General features: G+C 65.8%; 13 protein-coding genes. 5 read left to right on the forward strand and 8 right to left on the reverse strand.

Translation table 11 applies throughout. The features are described from left to right. The first annotated feature begins 214 nt into the window (after nucleotides 1-214). Both AWY79_RS03645 and AWY79_RS03650 read left to right on the forward strand, forming a co-directional pair. Entirely contained in the window at nucleotides 215-3,076 is a 2,862-nt protein-coding gene (locus AWY79_RS03645; RefSeq protein WP_133987473.1) for a hybrid sensor histidine kinase/response regulator, read from the forward strand. A gap of 79 nt (nucleotides 3,077-3,155) precedes the next feature. Next, nucleotides 3,156-3,833, forward strand: coding sequence for a CBS domain-containing protein (locus AWY79_RS03650; protein WP_066800422.1), 678 nt, complete (start codon nucleotides 3,156-3,158; stop codon nucleotides 3,831-3,833). Between the two features lie 980 nt (nucleotides 3,834-4,813). Here AWY79_RS03650 and AWY79_RS03660 read toward each other — a convergent pair. Both AWY79_RS03660 and AWY79_RS03665 read right to left on the reverse strand, forming a co-directional pair. Beyond that, on the reverse strand, nucleotides 4,814-5,182 hold the full coding sequence (locus AWY79_RS03660; protein WP_066800428.1) for a response regulator: 369 nt from the start codon (nucleotides 5,180-5,182) through the stop codon (nucleotides 4,814-4,816). Nucleotides 5,183-5,217: 35 nt separating this feature from the next. After that, nucleotides 5,218-7,635: a PAS domain-containing hybrid sensor histidine kinase/response regulator gene (locus AWY79_RS03665; protein ID WP_066800430.1), complete on the reverse strand. Its 2,418-nt coding sequence runs from the start codon at nucleotides 7,633-7,635 to the stop codon at nucleotides 5,218-5,220. A gap of 163 nt (nucleotides 7,636-7,798) precedes the next feature. Between AWY79_RS03665 and AWY79_RS03670 the strand changes: the two genes are divergently transcribed. Further along, a complete protein-coding gene (locus AWY79_RS03670; protein ID WP_066800431.1) occupies nucleotides 7,799-8,668 on the forward strand; it encodes a radical SAM protein in 870 nt (289 codons plus the stop codon). Nucleotides 8,669-8,677: 9 nt separating this feature from the next. Here the strand turns inward: AWY79_RS03670 and AWY79_RS03675 are convergent, their stop codons facing one another. Together AWY79_RS03675 and AWY79_RS03680 are read right to left on the reverse strand one after the other, a co-directional pair. Continuing rightward, complete coding sequence (locus tag AWY79_RS03675) at nucleotides 8,678-9,901, reverse strand: amidohydrolase family protein (protein ID WP_066800432.1); 1,224 nt, start codon at nucleotides 9,899-9,901, stop codon at nucleotides 8,678-8,680. A gap of 22 nt (nucleotides 9,902-9,923) precedes the next feature. Continuing rightward, a complete protein-coding gene (locus AWY79_RS03680) occupies nucleotides 9,924-11,171 on the reverse strand; it encodes an EAL and HDOD domain-containing protein (protein WP_066800433.1) in 1,248 nt (415 codons plus the stop codon). Nucleotides 11,172-11,396: 225 nt separating this feature from the next. Here AWY79_RS03680 and AWY79_RS03685 point away from each other — a divergent pair, with 225 nt between their 5' ends. Next, complete coding sequence (locus AWY79_RS03685; RefSeq protein WP_066800435.1) at nucleotides 11,397-12,200, forward strand: 2-amino-3,7-dideoxy-D-threo-hept-6-ulosonate synthase; 804 nt, start codon at nucleotides 11,397-11,399, stop codon at nucleotides 12,198-12,200. Between the two features lie 77 nt (nucleotides 12,201-12,277). On the opposite strand, the gene AWY79_RS03690 is transcribed toward AWY79_RS03685, so the two are convergent. The 4 genes from AWY79_RS03690 to AWY79_RS03705 form a co-directional block, all read right to left on the reverse strand. Then, a complete protein-coding gene (locus AWY79_RS03690; RefSeq protein ID WP_066800438.1) occupies nucleotides 12,278-12,469 on the reverse strand; it encodes a hypothetical protein in 192 nt (63 codons plus the stop codon). A 331-nt stretch (nucleotides 12,470-12,800) separates the two neighbouring features. Further along, entirely contained in the window at nucleotides 12,801-13,202 is a 402-nt protein-coding gene (locus tag AWY79_RS03695) for a hypothetical protein (protein ID WP_066800440.1), read from the reverse strand. Between the two features lie 8 nt (nucleotides 13,203-13,210). After that, nucleotides 13,211-14,182 carry a HEAT repeat domain-containing protein gene (locus AWY79_RS03700; RefSeq protein WP_066800444.1) on the reverse strand — a complete coding sequence of 324 codons (972 nt, stop codon included), beginning with the start codon at nucleotides 14,180-14,182 and terminating at the stop codon, nucleotides 13,211-13,213. A gap of 116 nt (nucleotides 14,183-14,298) precedes the next feature. Next, nucleotides 14,299-14,940, reverse strand: coding sequence for a S24 family peptidase (locus AWY79_RS03705; RefSeq protein ID WP_233490989.1), 642 nt, complete (start codon nucleotides 14,938-14,940; stop codon nucleotides 14,299-14,301). Between the two features lie 156 nt (nucleotides 14,941-15,096). Between AWY79_RS03705 and AWY79_RS03710 the strand changes: the two genes are divergently transcribed. Beyond that, nucleotides 15,097-15,492 (forward strand): DUF5675 family protein, encoded by a 396-nt coding sequence (locus AWY79_RS03710; RefSeq protein ID WP_066800447.1) that lies wholly within the window; start codon nucleotides 15,097-15,099, stop codon nucleotides 15,490-15,492. Nucleotide 15,493 lies beyond the last annotated feature (1 nt).

Consider the following 15,493-nt stretch of genomic DNA (forward strand, 5'->3'; position numbering starts at 1 on the left):
CCCCGAAGGGCGAGAAAGCAAGGGGGGGTGGCCAGGGGAAGAACTGTCTTTTCAGACGGTTGCAGTTGGCAATGCCCGCTCGGCGTGGGTTCCGGCCGAGCCGGCCCGGGGGAATCCGGTCATACGACTTGTCCAGCCCCCTCTTTCTGGCGTAAGAGTTGACGACAACCCATACAAATCATTCTCATCCCATGACCGGGAAGCGGAGGCGAGCGTGAAGGTATTGATCTTGGCGGGCAAGAAAGTGGACGGGGACAGAATGGATGCGTTCTTCCACGATCACGAGCGGACCTTCGTGCAGCTCGCCACGGTCTCGCGGGGGGTACACCGGCTGGAGAAGAACGACGCGGACCTGGTCCTGCTCGTCCCGGACCCCGACGACGCGACCTGGGAACGCGCCCTGTACCGCATCCGGGAAGAATACGACCGCCAGGTGGCGGTGCTCTTCCTCGAGCCCGGATTGGTGGACCGGGCCCTGGAGCTGGGGGCCTTCGACAGCGGGGTGCTCGACGAGCACTCCGAGGCGTGCATGGACCGCTGCGCCCGGCATCTGGAGGCGCAGGTGGCGCTGCGCCGCGAGCTGGCCGCCGAGCGCGCACTGCGCGCCTGGATGGAGCGCACCGACACCATCGGCAGCTGGGTGCGGGACGAGACCGGCGACATCCGCTGGTCCGTGGGGCTGAACCGCATCTTCGGCGAGGATATGGTGCCGGGCGTCCGGCTCTCCGGTCTGCGCGAGATGGTCCATCCCGAGGACCTGGAGGTCTTCGACCGGGCCAACGAGGCGACCTTCGACCGGGGCTGGCCCCTGGATTTCGAATACCGGGTCGTGAACCGGGACGGCAAGGTGCGCCACCTGCACGCGAACCGGGAGGTCGAACTCGGCCCGTCCGGGGACGTGGTCCGCATCTACGGCATGGCCCGCGACGTCTCCCTGCAAAAGGAATTCGAGGAGCTGCTCTTCCGCCGGGACGCCATTCTTCAGGTCCTGACCAGCTTCGCCAGCCGGTTCCTGCGTAAGATCGACTGGGACGAGGGCGTGAGCGACGCCCTGGTCAAGCTGGGCAAGGTCGCGGACGTGACCCGCATCTATCTGTTCCGCAAGGCCGACCGGCCCGGCGGCGAGGAGGTCCTGACCCTGCACAACGAGTGGGCCGCCGAGGGCCTTTTCCCGCTTTCGAAGGGACCGGAAGGCTTCGAGATCTCTACCTCGCCTCTCTACGACACCTGGCGCGGGGCCATGCTCAAGCGCAAGGTGGTCACGGGCCACGTCAAGCATTTCCGCAAGGAGGAACGTGAGGTCTTCGAATCCACCGGAGCCAAGTCGATCATGATCGTCCCGGTCTTCGCGGGCAACGCCTGGTGGGGGTTCCTCGGGTTGTCCGAGCACCGGCGCGAGCGCGACTGGCTGCCGGTGGAGATCGAGTCCATGATGCTCGCCGCCAACCTCTTCGGATCGGCCATCCACTACGGCGAGATGAGCGGCAAGCTGATCGAGGCCAACCGCTCCGCCGAGGAGGCCTCGGCCGCCGCCCTGGATGCGAACATGGCCAAATCCATGTTCCTGGCCAACATGAGCCATGAAATCCGCACCCCCATCAGCGGCATCCTGGGCATGACCGAGATGATGATCACCACCGGCCTGACCGAGGAGCAGCGCGAGCACACGGACATGATCCGCGACGCGGCCAAGTCCCTGCTCAACATCGTCAACGACATCCTGGACATCTCCAAGATCGAGGCGGGCCGGATGGAGCTCAAGCTGGAGGACTTCACCTTGCGCTCCGCTCTGGAGACCAGCGTGCGTTCCTTCGGCCCCCAGGCGGAGCTGAACAATCTCGCCTTCCGCTACTCCGTGGCCGACGAGGTGCCAGTGCGCCTGAACGGGGACCCGGACCGCCTCGGCCAGGTGCTCTGGAATCTCATCGGCAACGCGCTGAAGTTCACCGAGCGAGGCCTGGTGGAGCTGACCGTGGAGGTTTCCCACCGCGAGCAGAGCCGCGTCTGCCTGCTGTTCAAGGTCCGGGACACCGGCGTGGGCATTCCCCCGGACAAGCTGGACGCGGTCTTCGACAGCTTCACCCAGGCGGACAGCTCCCTGCGCAAGAAGCACCAGGGGACCGGCCTGGGACTGACCATCTCCCGCCAGATGGTCAACATGATGGGCGGCGAGATCGGCGTGGAATCCGCCGTGGGCCAGGGGTCCACCTTCTTTTTCACCGCCTGGTTCGGCGTGCTCCGGGACCAGACCCCGGCAGCCGCCCCGCTCAAGGCCAGGAAGCCGAGCACCCTGCACCTGAACATCCTGCTGGCCGACGACAACCCCATGAACAGGAAGTACCTGAAGCACTTCCTGACCATGTTCGGCCACACCGTGACCACCGCCGAGAACGGCCTTGAGGTCCTCGAGCTCCTCCGGGAAAACGGGCGCGAGATCGACGTGGTGCTCATGGACGTGCAGATGCCGGAGATGAGCGGCATAGAGGCCACCCGCGCCATCCGCGAATCCGACGGCAGGCTTTACGACCGCAACATCCCGATCATCGCCCTGACCGCCTACGCCATGAAGGGCGACCGGGAGCGGATGCTTGAAAGCGGCATGAACGACTACGTCAGCAAGCCGGTGGACATGCACCAGCTGTCCGAGGCCATCGTCCGCTGCACCGCCGGGCGGAAAGAGGGCGAGAGCCTGGTCTGCACCCAGGAGCCGACCCGGTCCGGTCCGCCCGAGGAGGAGATGCGGCTGGACATCAAGTCCCTGACCTCGCGTTTCGAAGGCGACTTGGAGCTGCTCAAGGACATCCTGGACCTCTTCCTCATGGAGGCGAAAAACAAGCGCGAGGCTCTGATCACGGCGGCAAAGACCGGGGACGCCAAGGGTACGGCCATGGCCCTGCATTCCATCACCAACATCTCCAGCCATGTGCTGGCCATGGACGTGGTCCAGGAGGCCCGCGCCCTGGAGAAGCGGTGCTTCTGCGGCGAGCTGGAGGCTGCGGGCAGGGACATCGACCGGCTGCTGGTCCGGTTCGACGGCCTGGTCCGGGCGGTGGAGGCCGAGGCCGCAAAACTTTGAGGGCGTTGCATTTTACGGACTGACAGAGTAGGTATTATCGACGGTTTCCAATCCGGGAACCGGACACAGGAGGTGGAGGATGCTGGTCAGAGACTGGATGACGGTCAACGTCATCGCCCTGGGAGTGAATTCGTCCGTGCTGGACGCCGCCGAGATACTGCATGAGAAGAACATCCGCCAGTTCCCGGTCATCGACAGCCGGGGTGACTTGGTGGGCATCGTCTCCGACCGCGACATCCGCGACGCCATGCCCTCCAAGTTCATTCCCGGCGACGCCGTGGTCGAACGGGGCGGCGGCCTCTACACCCTCACCGCCGGGGACATCATGACCCTGGATCCCATCTCCGTGCATTCCAACGCGGCCATGACCGAAGTGGCCGAGACACTCGTCAAGCACAAGGTGGGCGGGCTGCCCGTGGTGGACGGCGGCCAGCTGGTGGGCATCATCACCCAGGCCGACGTGCTGCGGTTCCTGTGCGCGTCGGCGGGGTCCGCGCGGGGCGGGGCGCAGTTCGGCATCCGGCTGAACGGCGACGACAACCTGCTGGCGGATTTGTTGTGCGACCTGCGCAAGCAGGGAGTGTTGTTCACCAGCGTGTTCACGGCGGTTGACCCGGGGCGCGTGGGAGCGCGGAACGCCTATGTCTCCATAGCGGATATGGGGGATAAGTGTGTTGAGGATGTGGTTGAGATTATTCAGAAAAAATATGTGATTTTGTTCTATGTGGCGGAGGGGGTTACCGTCGATCTGGTGTAATTTTTTTGGAGAAGAGGAGAGCCGTTGATGGTGCTCCTCCTTTTTTTGCCCTCCCGGCGGTAGTGCGGGAGGGCTTCTTTTTTGAAGAAGCGGGAGAGGAAGAGAGAGCCGTCGCTGGCGCTCCTCCAAGTTTTTTTGGAGCCCTCCCGGCGGGGTTCTTTCTTTTCCGGGCGAAAAGAAAGAACCAAAGAAACGCCGGGGGGGCATCCCCGCCCGGAGTTTCACCGCCAAGAATCCGATCCGCTCGGTGCGGCTTCGCATAGCGGGCCATCTGCACATTTTTCGAGGGGAAATTTGATCCTCACGTAGTATTGCTACGCTGCGGTCAAATCCCCCCTCGAAAAATGCACAGCTGACCCACTCTGCGAAGCCTTCCGGCTCCATCTGATGAAAAGTAACGTGCGAGCCTCCACGGGAATACCCCTTTTATGGATTACCGAGGGGCCACGGGAGCGGAGCCGCCGCCCCTTCGCGGTCGGCTTCTAGGCGTCCAGAACAGGGCTCGCTCCCTGCTGCTTGACGGTACGAAGGGCGAAGGAAGAGGGGCCTTTGAACGGGACTTCGGGGTATGAGAGCCACTGTTTGAGGCTTTGCCTCAAAGGCGTTCCCGAAGAGAGCCTTCGGACGGATTGGCCGGGTATGAAAGCCGCTGTTGGGGCTGCGGGGGGTGACGGCTGTATGAGGCTGCGGCTCAAGGGCGTTCCCGAAGAAGGCCTATCGGCGGGGCTTGGGTATGCCGCTTGTGGAGCGCCAAAAACCGCTCCGAAGAGCAGCCTGCGCGTTGCCCTGCCCCCGCGAAGCGGCGACAAGGAGTTTTGGAGGGGGGAGATGGGGATGGGGGTCCAGGGGGAAGGGGAAGAGGGGGGCACCTTTTGCAAAAGGTGCCCCCCTCTTCCCCTTCCCCCTGGCCGATCGCTGCTGCCCTCAGCCGTTGGGCTCGAAGACTCGCCAACGGTTGGAGGCCCGGAGGCGGACCCCGGCTAATCAGCCAGGGCGGTGCGGACCACGTCCACGAGGCGACGGGTGTCGATGGGCTTGGTGAAGGTGTCGACCACGTCGTAGACCTTGGCGAGTTCGACGATGGCTTCGGGGTTAAAGGCTTCGCCGCCGGAGATGGCGATGAACTTGTGGGAGCTGTCGGCCTTGATCAGCTCGCCCATGACCTGGAGCCCGCCCTTTTTGGGCAGGAAGATATCGATGATGGACAGGTCTATGGCGTTGTTGTGGCAGATCTGGATGGCTTCTTCGCCGTCGGCGGCTTCGAGCACACGATACCCTTCGGCTTCGAGGACGGATTTGAGCAATTCGCGGATCATGGGTGCGTCGTCGACGACCAGTATGGTTTTCATCACAAGGCTCCTTTGCGTTGGACGGACGATTCGGTTCAGGCCTGTTCCCGAAGCCCGGAGATGTACTCTAGCGCGGACTTCACGTCTGATTCAAGGATTTTAAGTTCCTTCTGCGCCGAAGGAACATCCTTCTGGTTGCAGAGATATTCCATCTGTTCGGCGATGGCGCCGAGCCGCTGCGCGCCCACGGTGCGCGCCGATCCCTTGATGGAGTGGGCCAGCCGCTTGGCGTTGCTCCAGTCCCCCTGGCGGAAGAAGTCGGCCAGCTCGTTCATCTCGGACGGCACGTCGCGGAGGAAAATCTCGTCCATGCGGGAGAGCAGCTTCTGCTGTCCGCCGAGCATGTCCAGGGCGGTCTCGCGGTCGAACGGGCGGCCCCCGGCGACGTGGGGCTGCTCCTCGTCGACATCGACGGGGGTGGCGGCCTGGCCGCTCATGACCCGGGCGAGGGTGTTGTAGAAGTCCCGCATCTTGATGGGCTTTGCGATGTAGTCGTTCATCCCGGCCTGGAGGAACCGCTCGCGGTCGCCCTTGAGGGCGTGGGCCGTGAGGGCGACGATGGGGACGCCCGGGTTGAGCGCCCCGGAGTTGGGGTTGCGGATGGCCCTGGTGGCGGACACGCCGTCCATGATGGGCATCTGCACGTCCATGAGCACCAGGTCGTAGTCGGTTTCCTTGAGGGCGTTCAGGGCCTCGATGCCGTTGTTCACGGCCAGGACCGAGTGCCCCTGCTCGGTGAGCAGGGTGGAGGCCAGCTCGCGGTTGAGCGGGTTGTCGTCGGCCAGCAGCACGTTGATGGGCTCCATTGCCGGGAAGACGGCCTCGGCCGCGCGCTGTTCGGCCTCGACGGCGCGGACGTCGCCCACGCGCAGCCGGGTGGTGAAGAAGAAGGTCGATCCCTTGCCCTCGGCGGAATCCAGGCCCAGTTCGCCGCCCATGAGCTCCACGAGCAGCTTGCAGATGGCCAGGCCGAGGCCGGTGCCGCCGTATTTGCGGGTGATGGAGTCGTCGGCCTGGAGGAAGGACTGGAAGATGTCCTTCTGCTTGTTGGCCGGGATGCCCACGCCGGTGTCGCTGACCGCGAAACGCAGGGTGAGCGGGGTGCCGGGCTCGGTGCTTTCGGGTTGTTCGGTCATGGACACGGCAACGGTCACGCCGCCGGTCTCGGTGAACTTGATGGCGTTGCCCACCAGGTTGATGATGATCTGGCGCAGCCGCGAGGGGTCGCCGAGCAGGGCCGGGGGGACGTCGTCGTCCACGGTGGCCTTGAGGGACAGTCCCTTGTCCTCCGCGGAGACGAGGTGCAGGTCCAGGGCCGCGTCCAGGGCGCGGCGGACGTCGAAGTCGATCTCCTCCAGGGTCAGCTTGTGGGCCTCGATCTTGGAGAAGTCGAGAATGTCGTTGATGATGGAGAGCAGGGAGTTGCCCGCTTCCATGACGCGCATGAGGTAGCGGTCCTTGCGGGTCTCCTCGCCGGAGGCCATGGCCAGCTCGGACATGCCGAGGATGGCGTTGAGCGGGGTCCGGATCTCGTGGCTCATGTTCGCCAGGAAGGAGGACTTGGCGCGGGTGGCCGCGTCGGCCCTCTCCATGGCGGTGACCAGCCGCTGGGATTTGCTGGTCAGGGCGATGTTCGCCTTTTCCAGTTCCTTGGTGCGTTGGCGGACCCGGTCTTCGAGCTTGTCGCGGGCCTTCTTCAGGGCGTCCTCGGCCCGCTGCCTGGCCGTGATGTCGATGCCGAGCACCATGATCATGCGCTCGCCGTTGGAGTCGGTCATGGGACTGCACTGCAGGTGGAAGGTCCGTCCCTGCCCGTCGGTCCAGTCCCACTCCACGGCGCGGTCCGTGTTCATGGCCTCCATGGGCGGGCAGAGCGAGCAGGAGGTCCCGGAGCAGTTCAGGGCCTCGCGGCACTTGCGGTTCCTGGGCGAGCCGAAGTAGCGCCGGAAATAGCGGTTGGCGTACCGGATGGTCTGGTCCGGATAGAGGTGGTAGACGATGCCGGGCAGGGACTCCATGAAGAAGATCTGGCGCTGCTGCTCGCGGCGGAGGTCCTCGTCGGTGCGCCTGAGCTTGGTCAGGTCCAGGGTATGCACGGCCAGCCGCGCCACCTCGCCCCAGGGGTTGGCCACGGGCACGATGGAGTGGACCAGGGACCGCCCGTTGATCTCCTCCTCGAAGCGCACGGACCGGACGGATTCGATGGCCTCCTCGATCTTGGCCCGGCGGGATTCGGCGGCCTCGGCGGGCAGCAGCTCGTAGATGTTGGACCGCTGGAGGGTCTGACCAGGCTTCAGGTCGAAGAGCTTCGCAGCCGCCTCGTTGGCCGCCAGCACGTAGCCGCTCACGTCCATGACGAAGGCGGACTCCACCGACGAATCCATGAGAGCCCTGGAAGTCTCGTCCAGGGCGACGTAGGAGGTGGGGCGGGCGGGTTTTTTCTTGAACGGCATGGAGTATCGTGTGTGATATGGTTGACCTGTCACACTCTAATTAAGAAACGAGGCCCGGCAGGTCAACGGGAAACGCCCGCAGGACTATTATAAATTTGGGGTGGCGCGGCTTGCCATTTCCATGTGTTTCCGTATCGTGTCCCCCTGTCCAAAGGGAGGTTGCATGGACCATCAGGGCATGATCATCCGGCCGCCGAGCGAGGCGGGTTCCATCTTGCTGCAGGTCACCCTGGGGTGCTCCCACGGCAAGTGCGCCTTTTGCGGCGCGTATCCGGACAAGCGCTTCGCCATCAAGGACCCGGAGACCGTGCTCGCGGACGTCCGGCTTGCGGCCCGGCACTGCACGGACCAGCGGCGCGTGTTCTTGTGCGACGGCGACGCCATGATCCTGCCTCAACCGCGCCTGGTCGAGATCCTCTCCCTGATCCGCACCCACCTGCCGTGGGTCACGCGGGTCGGGACCTATGCCAACGCCAAGTCCCTGAAGCGCAAGACCGACGCCGAGCTGCGCGAGCTGCGGGAGCTGGGGCTGGGCATCGTCTACATGGGGCTGGAGTCCGGCGACGACGAAATCCTTCGGGCCATGGGCAAGAGCGGTGACGCCGCCTGCATCGTGAAGCAGGGGCGGCGCGCCAAGGCGGCCGGGCTCAAGCTCAACGTCACGGTCCTGAACGGACTGGGCGGGGTGGAGCGGTCCCTGGCCCACGCCCGGGCCACGGCCCGCGCCCTGACGGCCATGGACCCGGACCAGGTGGGCGCGCTGAGCCTGATGCTCGTCCCCGGCACCCCGCTGCACGAGCGGGCCGAACGCGGCGAGTTCGTCCTGCCCGACGCCCACGGCATCCTGGCCGAACTGCGCGAGATGCTGGCCGGGACCGAGCTGACGCGCGGCCTGTTCCTGGCCGATCACGCCTCCAACTACCTGCCCCTCAAGGTCCGGCTCCCGTCCGGCAAGGGCGAGGCCCTGGCGAAGCTCGACCGTGCCCTGCGCGGCGAGGGGCGTCTCAGGCCCGAGTCGGCCCGGCGTCTCTGATTTTTCCCTTCAGCGGATGAACACGCCGTCCTTGACGATGTGCAGGGGGTCTTGGAGCTCGTCCGGCGTCGGGAAACCCCGGACAACCAGGAGGTCGGCCGCCATGCCCGGCGCGATCAGCCCCCGGTCGCGGAGTCCGCACGCCTCGGCCGCGTTGGCGGTGGCCGCCTCGACGACCGCTTCGGGGGGCAGCCCGGCCTCGGCCAGCAGCCGCATCTCCGGCGCGGGCATGCCCGCGTCCGTGCGCCGGTAGGGGTAGTCGTTGCCCAGGGCCACGCGCCCGCCCATGGCGTGGAAGGTGCGCACCGGCTCGAAGAGGGCCGGGCCGCCCCAGGGGGTGCGAGAGAGCACGTCCAGGGTGGGCGTCAGGATCACCCCGTCGCGGGCCATGCGTTCGAGCAGGGTCCGGTAGGCGGGCAGGACCGCGCCGGACTTGTCGAGGACCGGGGCCGGGCCGTCCGGAGTGCGCAGGACGTGCGGCACGTGCTCGATGGTCCGCACCCCGGCATTGAGCGCCGGTTCCAGGCCGGACAGGTCCTGCACGTGGGCGCGCACGCCCAGCCCCAGCCTCCGGGCGGTGTCGCAGACGGCCCTCGCCGTGGCCGCGTCGAACAGGGGCAGGGGGGCCGGGCCGTTACCCGGTTCGAAGGCGATCTTGACGGACCCGGCTCCCAGGTCGGCCAGCCTGCGGACCGCATCCTCGCCCCGGGCCGGGGAATTGATCTCCAGGGCCATGTCCCGGGTGTGGGCGTTCAAAGGATAGCCGCCGGGCGGGGCCAGCATGGGGCCGCAGGCCGATGCCGTGGCCGTGGTCCCGGCCGGGGAGCGCAGGAGGTCCGGCAGGGCGGCCAGGGGAGAGGCCGCGTCGCCCAGGGCGGTGACGCCGGATTCGAGCCACAGCCTGCGCCGGTCCTCCGGGGTATGAGCGTGGTGGCAGTGGGCGTTGATCACGCCGGGGAGTATCCAGGCGTCCGGGGGCGCGACCACGGGCCGGTCCCGCGGGAGGCCGGCCGGGACCACAGCCTCGATGCGCCCGTGGCGGATCAGCACGGCGTGGCCGGGCAGGGGATCGCCCCGTCCGGGCAGCACGGTTCCGGCCAGGGCGAAGATTGCGCCGGGCGATGTCCGGTCCGGCCCGGCCAGTGCGCGGGGAATCGGCCCTGCCGGTGAAAGTGCCCAGGCGAACGGCGCGACCCGGGCGAGGACCGTGAGGAAGTCGCGCCGGGAGAGCATATGCGGTTCGGCCCTTGGCGGGCTAGGTACTTGTCTTGGAGGAGAAGAAGGCGTTGGCCCAGGTGAAGGCGTGCTGGTAGCTGACGGCCACGGTGCCGGGGAGCAGGTTCAGGGTCGAGGCCCGCTCGCCCACCTCGTCCCAGTCGGACGCCTCGATGGCCTTGGCCAGGTCGAGCCACGGCGTGAACCGGGTCTTCTTGCCGCACAGGGTGGCCTTGACCTCGTCGTCCACGGGCAGGTGCTCGGTGATGTCCTTCATGTCCGTGTCGAGCATGGCGTCCAGCAGCGAGAAGAGACCGACGATGAACAGGGTGTCCGAGTCGTCCTCGTAGCCGCTGCCCAGGGCGGCGGTCTCGAAGAGTTTGGCCCGGTGGGCCGAGACGTAGGCCAGCTCCAGGCTCTTTTCCGTTGGGGTCATGTCGGTCAGGATGATCAGCCTGAGCCAGTTGCGGATGGGTTTCCACCCGGTCAGGACCACGGCCTGCTTGATGGAGGTCACCTTGGTGGCGAAGCTGAAGTTGGCGGAGTTGAGGAAGTTGAGCAGCCGGTAGCTGATGGACACGTCCGCCTCGATGGCCGGGGCCAGGGCGTCGAAGTCCGGCTCGTCCTTCTCGATGATCTCGAAGAGCTTCACGCGGGTGGCCTGGGCCGAGCTGATCTTGCGCCCGGAATCGGTCTGGGGGCGCTTGAAGAAGAATCCGTGAAAGAGGTGGAACCCGGCGTTCTTGGCCCGGTTCAGGTCGTCCAGGTCCTCAACCCGCTTGGCGATCATCCGGGAGGCGCCGAACTTCTTGCCCCGGGTGACGATGGCGTTCAGGTCCGCTTCGTCCTTGCCTTCCATGTCGATGATCAGGGTGTCGGCCAGCTCCGCCAGCCGTTCGCACCCCGGCTTGCCCTCGAAATTGTTGATGGCCAGCTCGTAGCCGTCAATGAGCAGGTCGCCCAGGGCCACGATCAGGGTCTCGTCCGGGTCCTGGATCTCCTCGAGGATGATGACGGTGTTGCTCCACGGGATGGCGTGCGGGATGCCCCGGACCACGGCCTCGGGCGTGAAGTGGATCAGGAACCGCGTCTTGCTGCTGTGCGGGGTGTTGCACAGGGGGAGGTTGGAGACCAGTTTCATGGTCGCTTCGGAATTATCGGTGAAGACGGCTCGGTCCGCATCCAGGCTGTCCCTGAACAGCATCATGTAGCCCCAGGTGGAGTTCTGGGCGTCCAGAATGGGCTGGCGCGCTACAAAGATGGATTCATAGGTTTTCTCGTCGTTCATCTATCTCCCCTTGTGCGGATGATCTGGTCGCGGGCACGCCCTTCGCAAAGTGGCGGCACGATATGGACGATAGGCCGTGGGAGCACATTCGTCAACAACTCCGCGCAAAAGGGAGGTCCGGCCTCCTGGCCGAAGCCGGGAATTCCGCTTTCCTCTTCGTCTCGACTGTATTATGTGAACCGTGACACGGAATCCGACCGAAAACCGCCAGGAGCGAGGTGAACAATGCATATCGGTAAAGCCATTCGTCTGGAAAGGATTTTCAACCGCAACACCATGCGGACCATCATCGTGCCCATGGACCACGGCGTGACCGTAGGCCCCATCGCCGGGCTCGAAAAAATGCGCGACACGGTCACCAGCATGGTGGCGGGCGGAGCCAACGCCGGACTGGTGCACAAGGGGCAGGTCAAACTCGGCCACCGCATGCAGGGCCGCGATTTCGGCTGCATCGTCCATCTTTCCGCCGGCACCTGCCTCTCCCCGTTCCCCAACGTCAAGCGGTTGGTGACCACCGTGGAGGAGGCCATCCGGCTGGGCGCGGACGGCGTCAGCGTCCACGTCAACCTGGGCGACGAGACCGAGGGCCAGATGCTCACTGACCTGGGCCAAGTCGCGGCCTCGGCTTCGGAATGGGGCATGCCGCTGCTGGCCATGATCTACGCGCGCGGCCCCAAGGTGCAGGACGAGTACGACCCGCAGGTCGTGGCCCACTGCGCCCGCGTGGGCGCCGAGCTGGGCGCGGACGTGGTCAAGGTCAACTACCCCGGCGACGCCGAATCCTTTGCCCGCGTGGTGGAATGCGCCTGCGTGCCGGTGGTTATCGCGGGCGGGGCCAAGATGGATTCCACCCGCGCCTTCCTGGACATGGTCCGCACCTCCATCGACGCAGGCGGCGCGGGACTCTCCGTTGGTCGCAACGTGTTCCAGCACCGCGACCCCACCCGGCTGGTCGAGGTCCTGAACCGGATCGTTCACGAAGACGCCCCGGTGGACCAGGCCCTCGACGGATACGAGGACATCCTCTAGGCTTTTTCGGCTTTCCGCAGACAAAGACCCCGGCGTCCAGGACGCCGGGGTCTTTGTCGTTTGGGTGCGGCTTCGGGTTACGGCTGCGCCTCCCCGCCGCAGGGCTTGCCCTCGCCGGGTTCGTCCCGGCCATCGTGCGGCCCGGGGGCCGGGCCCTCCTCCCGCGCCGGACCCACGGCTCCGGATACGGCGAACCCGGCCCGCCGCAGATCCTCCGCCGAGGGCAGCTCGCTCCCCTCTTCGGGCTTCATGACCACGACCAAACGCATTGCTTCCCCCTGGACCTTTTACCGCACGGAACGGCAAAAATAGATGATGTAATAACTATAGAATTGACTATTCAAAGATAGGAACGGGAAAGCCAAATGTCCAGTAAAAACTCACAATTTTTTGCATCTAATGTCCTATTTTACTTTGAAAAAACACTAAATTATAATAATAAGTTTTAGTTTTGAACAAGATGTATTGGTTTTTTCTCGCAAGTTGCATTGGAAAGTAATGCAAAGGCGATGCAATTGCGTAACAGCAAATGCAACAGGCCGCCTCATGCATAAGTAGATTATGCATGAGGCGGCCTGTTGCAAAGTATTTTCCGGTCGGCTAGGTGCCTGGATTCTGGAAAACGTACAGCGGGAGGCGGGCTTTCGTCACCCAGTCGCCGTCGGTCTTCATGGCCACGGCCAGGACATGCTTGCCCTCCTGTTCCACGCGCAGGCCGGGCAGCTGGAAGTTCATCTTGTGCAGCATTGTCCCGCCGGGCTTGATCTCCTGCACCCCCAGGGTGACGTCCTCGCCGTTGGGCCGGACCAGGATCAGGGAGACGGAAAAGGGCGTGTCGCCCGCGCTTTCCAGGTCCCACAGGCTGGCGAAATAGATGGACGGCAGGGTGGCCGGAAGTTCCGGCACCACCGCGTGCTCGATGGTCCGGATGAAGGACGTCGAGCTGGATTCCTTGTCGATGATCAGATCCGAGCAGATCAGGGCATAGATCAGTTCAGGCATTGTTGCTCCTATTGTATGTGCATGGTCCCGGCCAGCGTCTTGCGCAGGTCCTCGGGCAGGGAATGGGCCAGAGTCGGGTCGATGCCGGTCAGCAGCAGGGCGGCGGCCGCCTTCTGCCCTTCGGTGCCGGTGGCCAGCGCCGCGCGCAGGGCGGGTTCCGCCTCGGAACCCATGCGGGCCAGGGCGTAGAGTGCCATGTGGCCCAGCGGCGTGCCGGGCCGGGCGAGCAGCTTGACCAGGGTGGGCGCGGCCCCGCCGCCGATGCGGGTTACGGGACAGCCGGTGCGCAGCCCGATCAGGGCCAGCTCCTGGCAGGCCATGGCCGGGGCCGGCCCGATGAGGTCGATGGTTTCGGCCAGGACGTGGACCAGCCGCATGTCGCTGGTCCCCAGGGCCCGGGTCAGGGCCGGGACAGCGGGCAGGCCGTCCGACCCCAGTGCGCCGAGGAGCCAGGCCGCCTTGGCCGTGACCGCCGGGTCCGGGGAGTCGAGGGCGGAGCACAGGGCCGGGATCGCTCCGGTTCCCATGCGGCTCAGGGCGAGGGCGGCGGCCACGCGGACCTTGTCGTCCGGGTCGCCCAGGAGCGCGGCCAGATCCCCGGCCACCGGTTCGCCGATGCGCGCCAGGGTGTGCGCGGCCAGGCTGCGCACGGTGGCGTCGTCGTCGCGCAGGGCGCGCAGCAACCCGTCGTCCGCCAGGGCCGGAGCGGGCTGGAGGGCCACCCCGATGACCGCTCCGCGCCGGATTCGGGCCGAGGGGTCGGTCATGGCACGGATCAGCCCGGGCAGGGCGTCCTGGCCGCGACCGGCAAGAACGGACAGCCCCATGGACCGCTCGGCGGGGTCCGGGCTGCCGAGCAGGGCCGCAATGCCCTCGCCGTCCGGGCCGGACGCCCGGGCCGGGACGGCCAGGCAGAGCAGGAGCGGCAGGACAGGGGCGAGCCGCGCGAACCGGGCAAAAATGTGTCGAAAGTCCAACATGGCGTCTCCTTGTTGTGAAAACGGCTATTTCCTGGTCATGTCGCTCCAGGCCCAGACCGCGCTGCCGCCGATGGCCCGCTCCACCGCACCGTCGTAGTCGCGGTTCAGGCGGTAGGTCACGGGGGGTGTTCCCTGCTGTCGTCCGAGTAGAAGATCAGCTCCAGGTCGTCGTCGAGCCGCCGGGTCCCCACGCGTCGGATGCGGGCCTCGCCGTCCGGGTGGCAGACGAGCATCAGCCTGCCGGACTGGCCGGGATCGCGGTCGTTGCGGTCCACCACCACGATGTCGCCTGGACCCAGCGCCGGGGCCATGGACAGGTCTCCCTTGGCGATCTCAACGGCGGCCAGGTTGGTCCGGAACCGGATGGACTCCTGGTGCCGCCAGACCAGCACCCAGCCCTGCACCCGGTCCTCGGGGATCAATCCCCGCGAGGCGACCAGGGCGGGCTCGGCCAGGGGGACGGCCAGGTAGTCTTCCCCCCTGGGGGCAGGTCCGCCGGGCACGGCCCTTCCGGGCGGCCTGAAGCAGACCTCGCGGGCCGCGTCCGCGGGCTCGTCCCCGAAGGTCAGGGTCACGCCGACGCGGTCCAGGATGTGTCCCAGGGAGTCGCTGTTCAGGCCGCGCTCCCGTTTCAGGAACCGGTTGAGCTGCGACGGGTCCACGCCCAGTTCGTCGGCCATTCGTTTGTTGTTGGGATAGCGTCTGCCGGGACCGATGCGGTCGATGAGCGCGCGGCGAACGTCGTCGGTGAATCCCATTTCTCCCCCTTTTCCCTGCAATGGTTGCCCGTACTTATACATAGAATTTGGCAAATGTCTAAAGAGAAATGGTAAAATTGGTTGACTTGCAAATAGTCAAATGACTATAAATCGCTGAAACCGGAATGGTCAGAAAGCAAATTGGAGGGATAATTCATGGAAAAAGTTGATATTGTTCGCTTGGAAAAAGGCGAGGAAGGGACCTTCGGCGTCCTCCGGGTCGGGGGGCGGGTGGTCTGTGTGACCATGGAGCCGCCGGACCGGGGGAACCGGCCGGACGTGTCCTGCATCCCGGCGGGACGGTACGGGTGCGAGCGCGTGGAGTCGCCCGCCTTCGGGTCGACCTTCGAGATCACCGGGGTGCCGGGCCGGTCCCACATCCTGTTCCACGCGGGCAACGTGGCCGGGGACACCAGGGGGTGCGTACTGTTGGGCAGCCGGTTCGGTCGGCTGGGGCGCGACCGGGCGGTGCTCGACTCCCGCGCGGCCCTGGGCGAATTCCTCGCGCTGTGCGGGGACGCCCCTTCCTTTGAATTCGAGATCACGGAATAGG

This window comes from Pseudodesulfovibrio indicus (assembly GCF_001563225.1).
Taxonomy (GTDB): Bacteria; Desulfobacterota; Desulfovibrionia; order Desulfovibrionales; family Desulfovibrionaceae; genus Pseudodesulfovibrio; species Pseudodesulfovibrio indicus.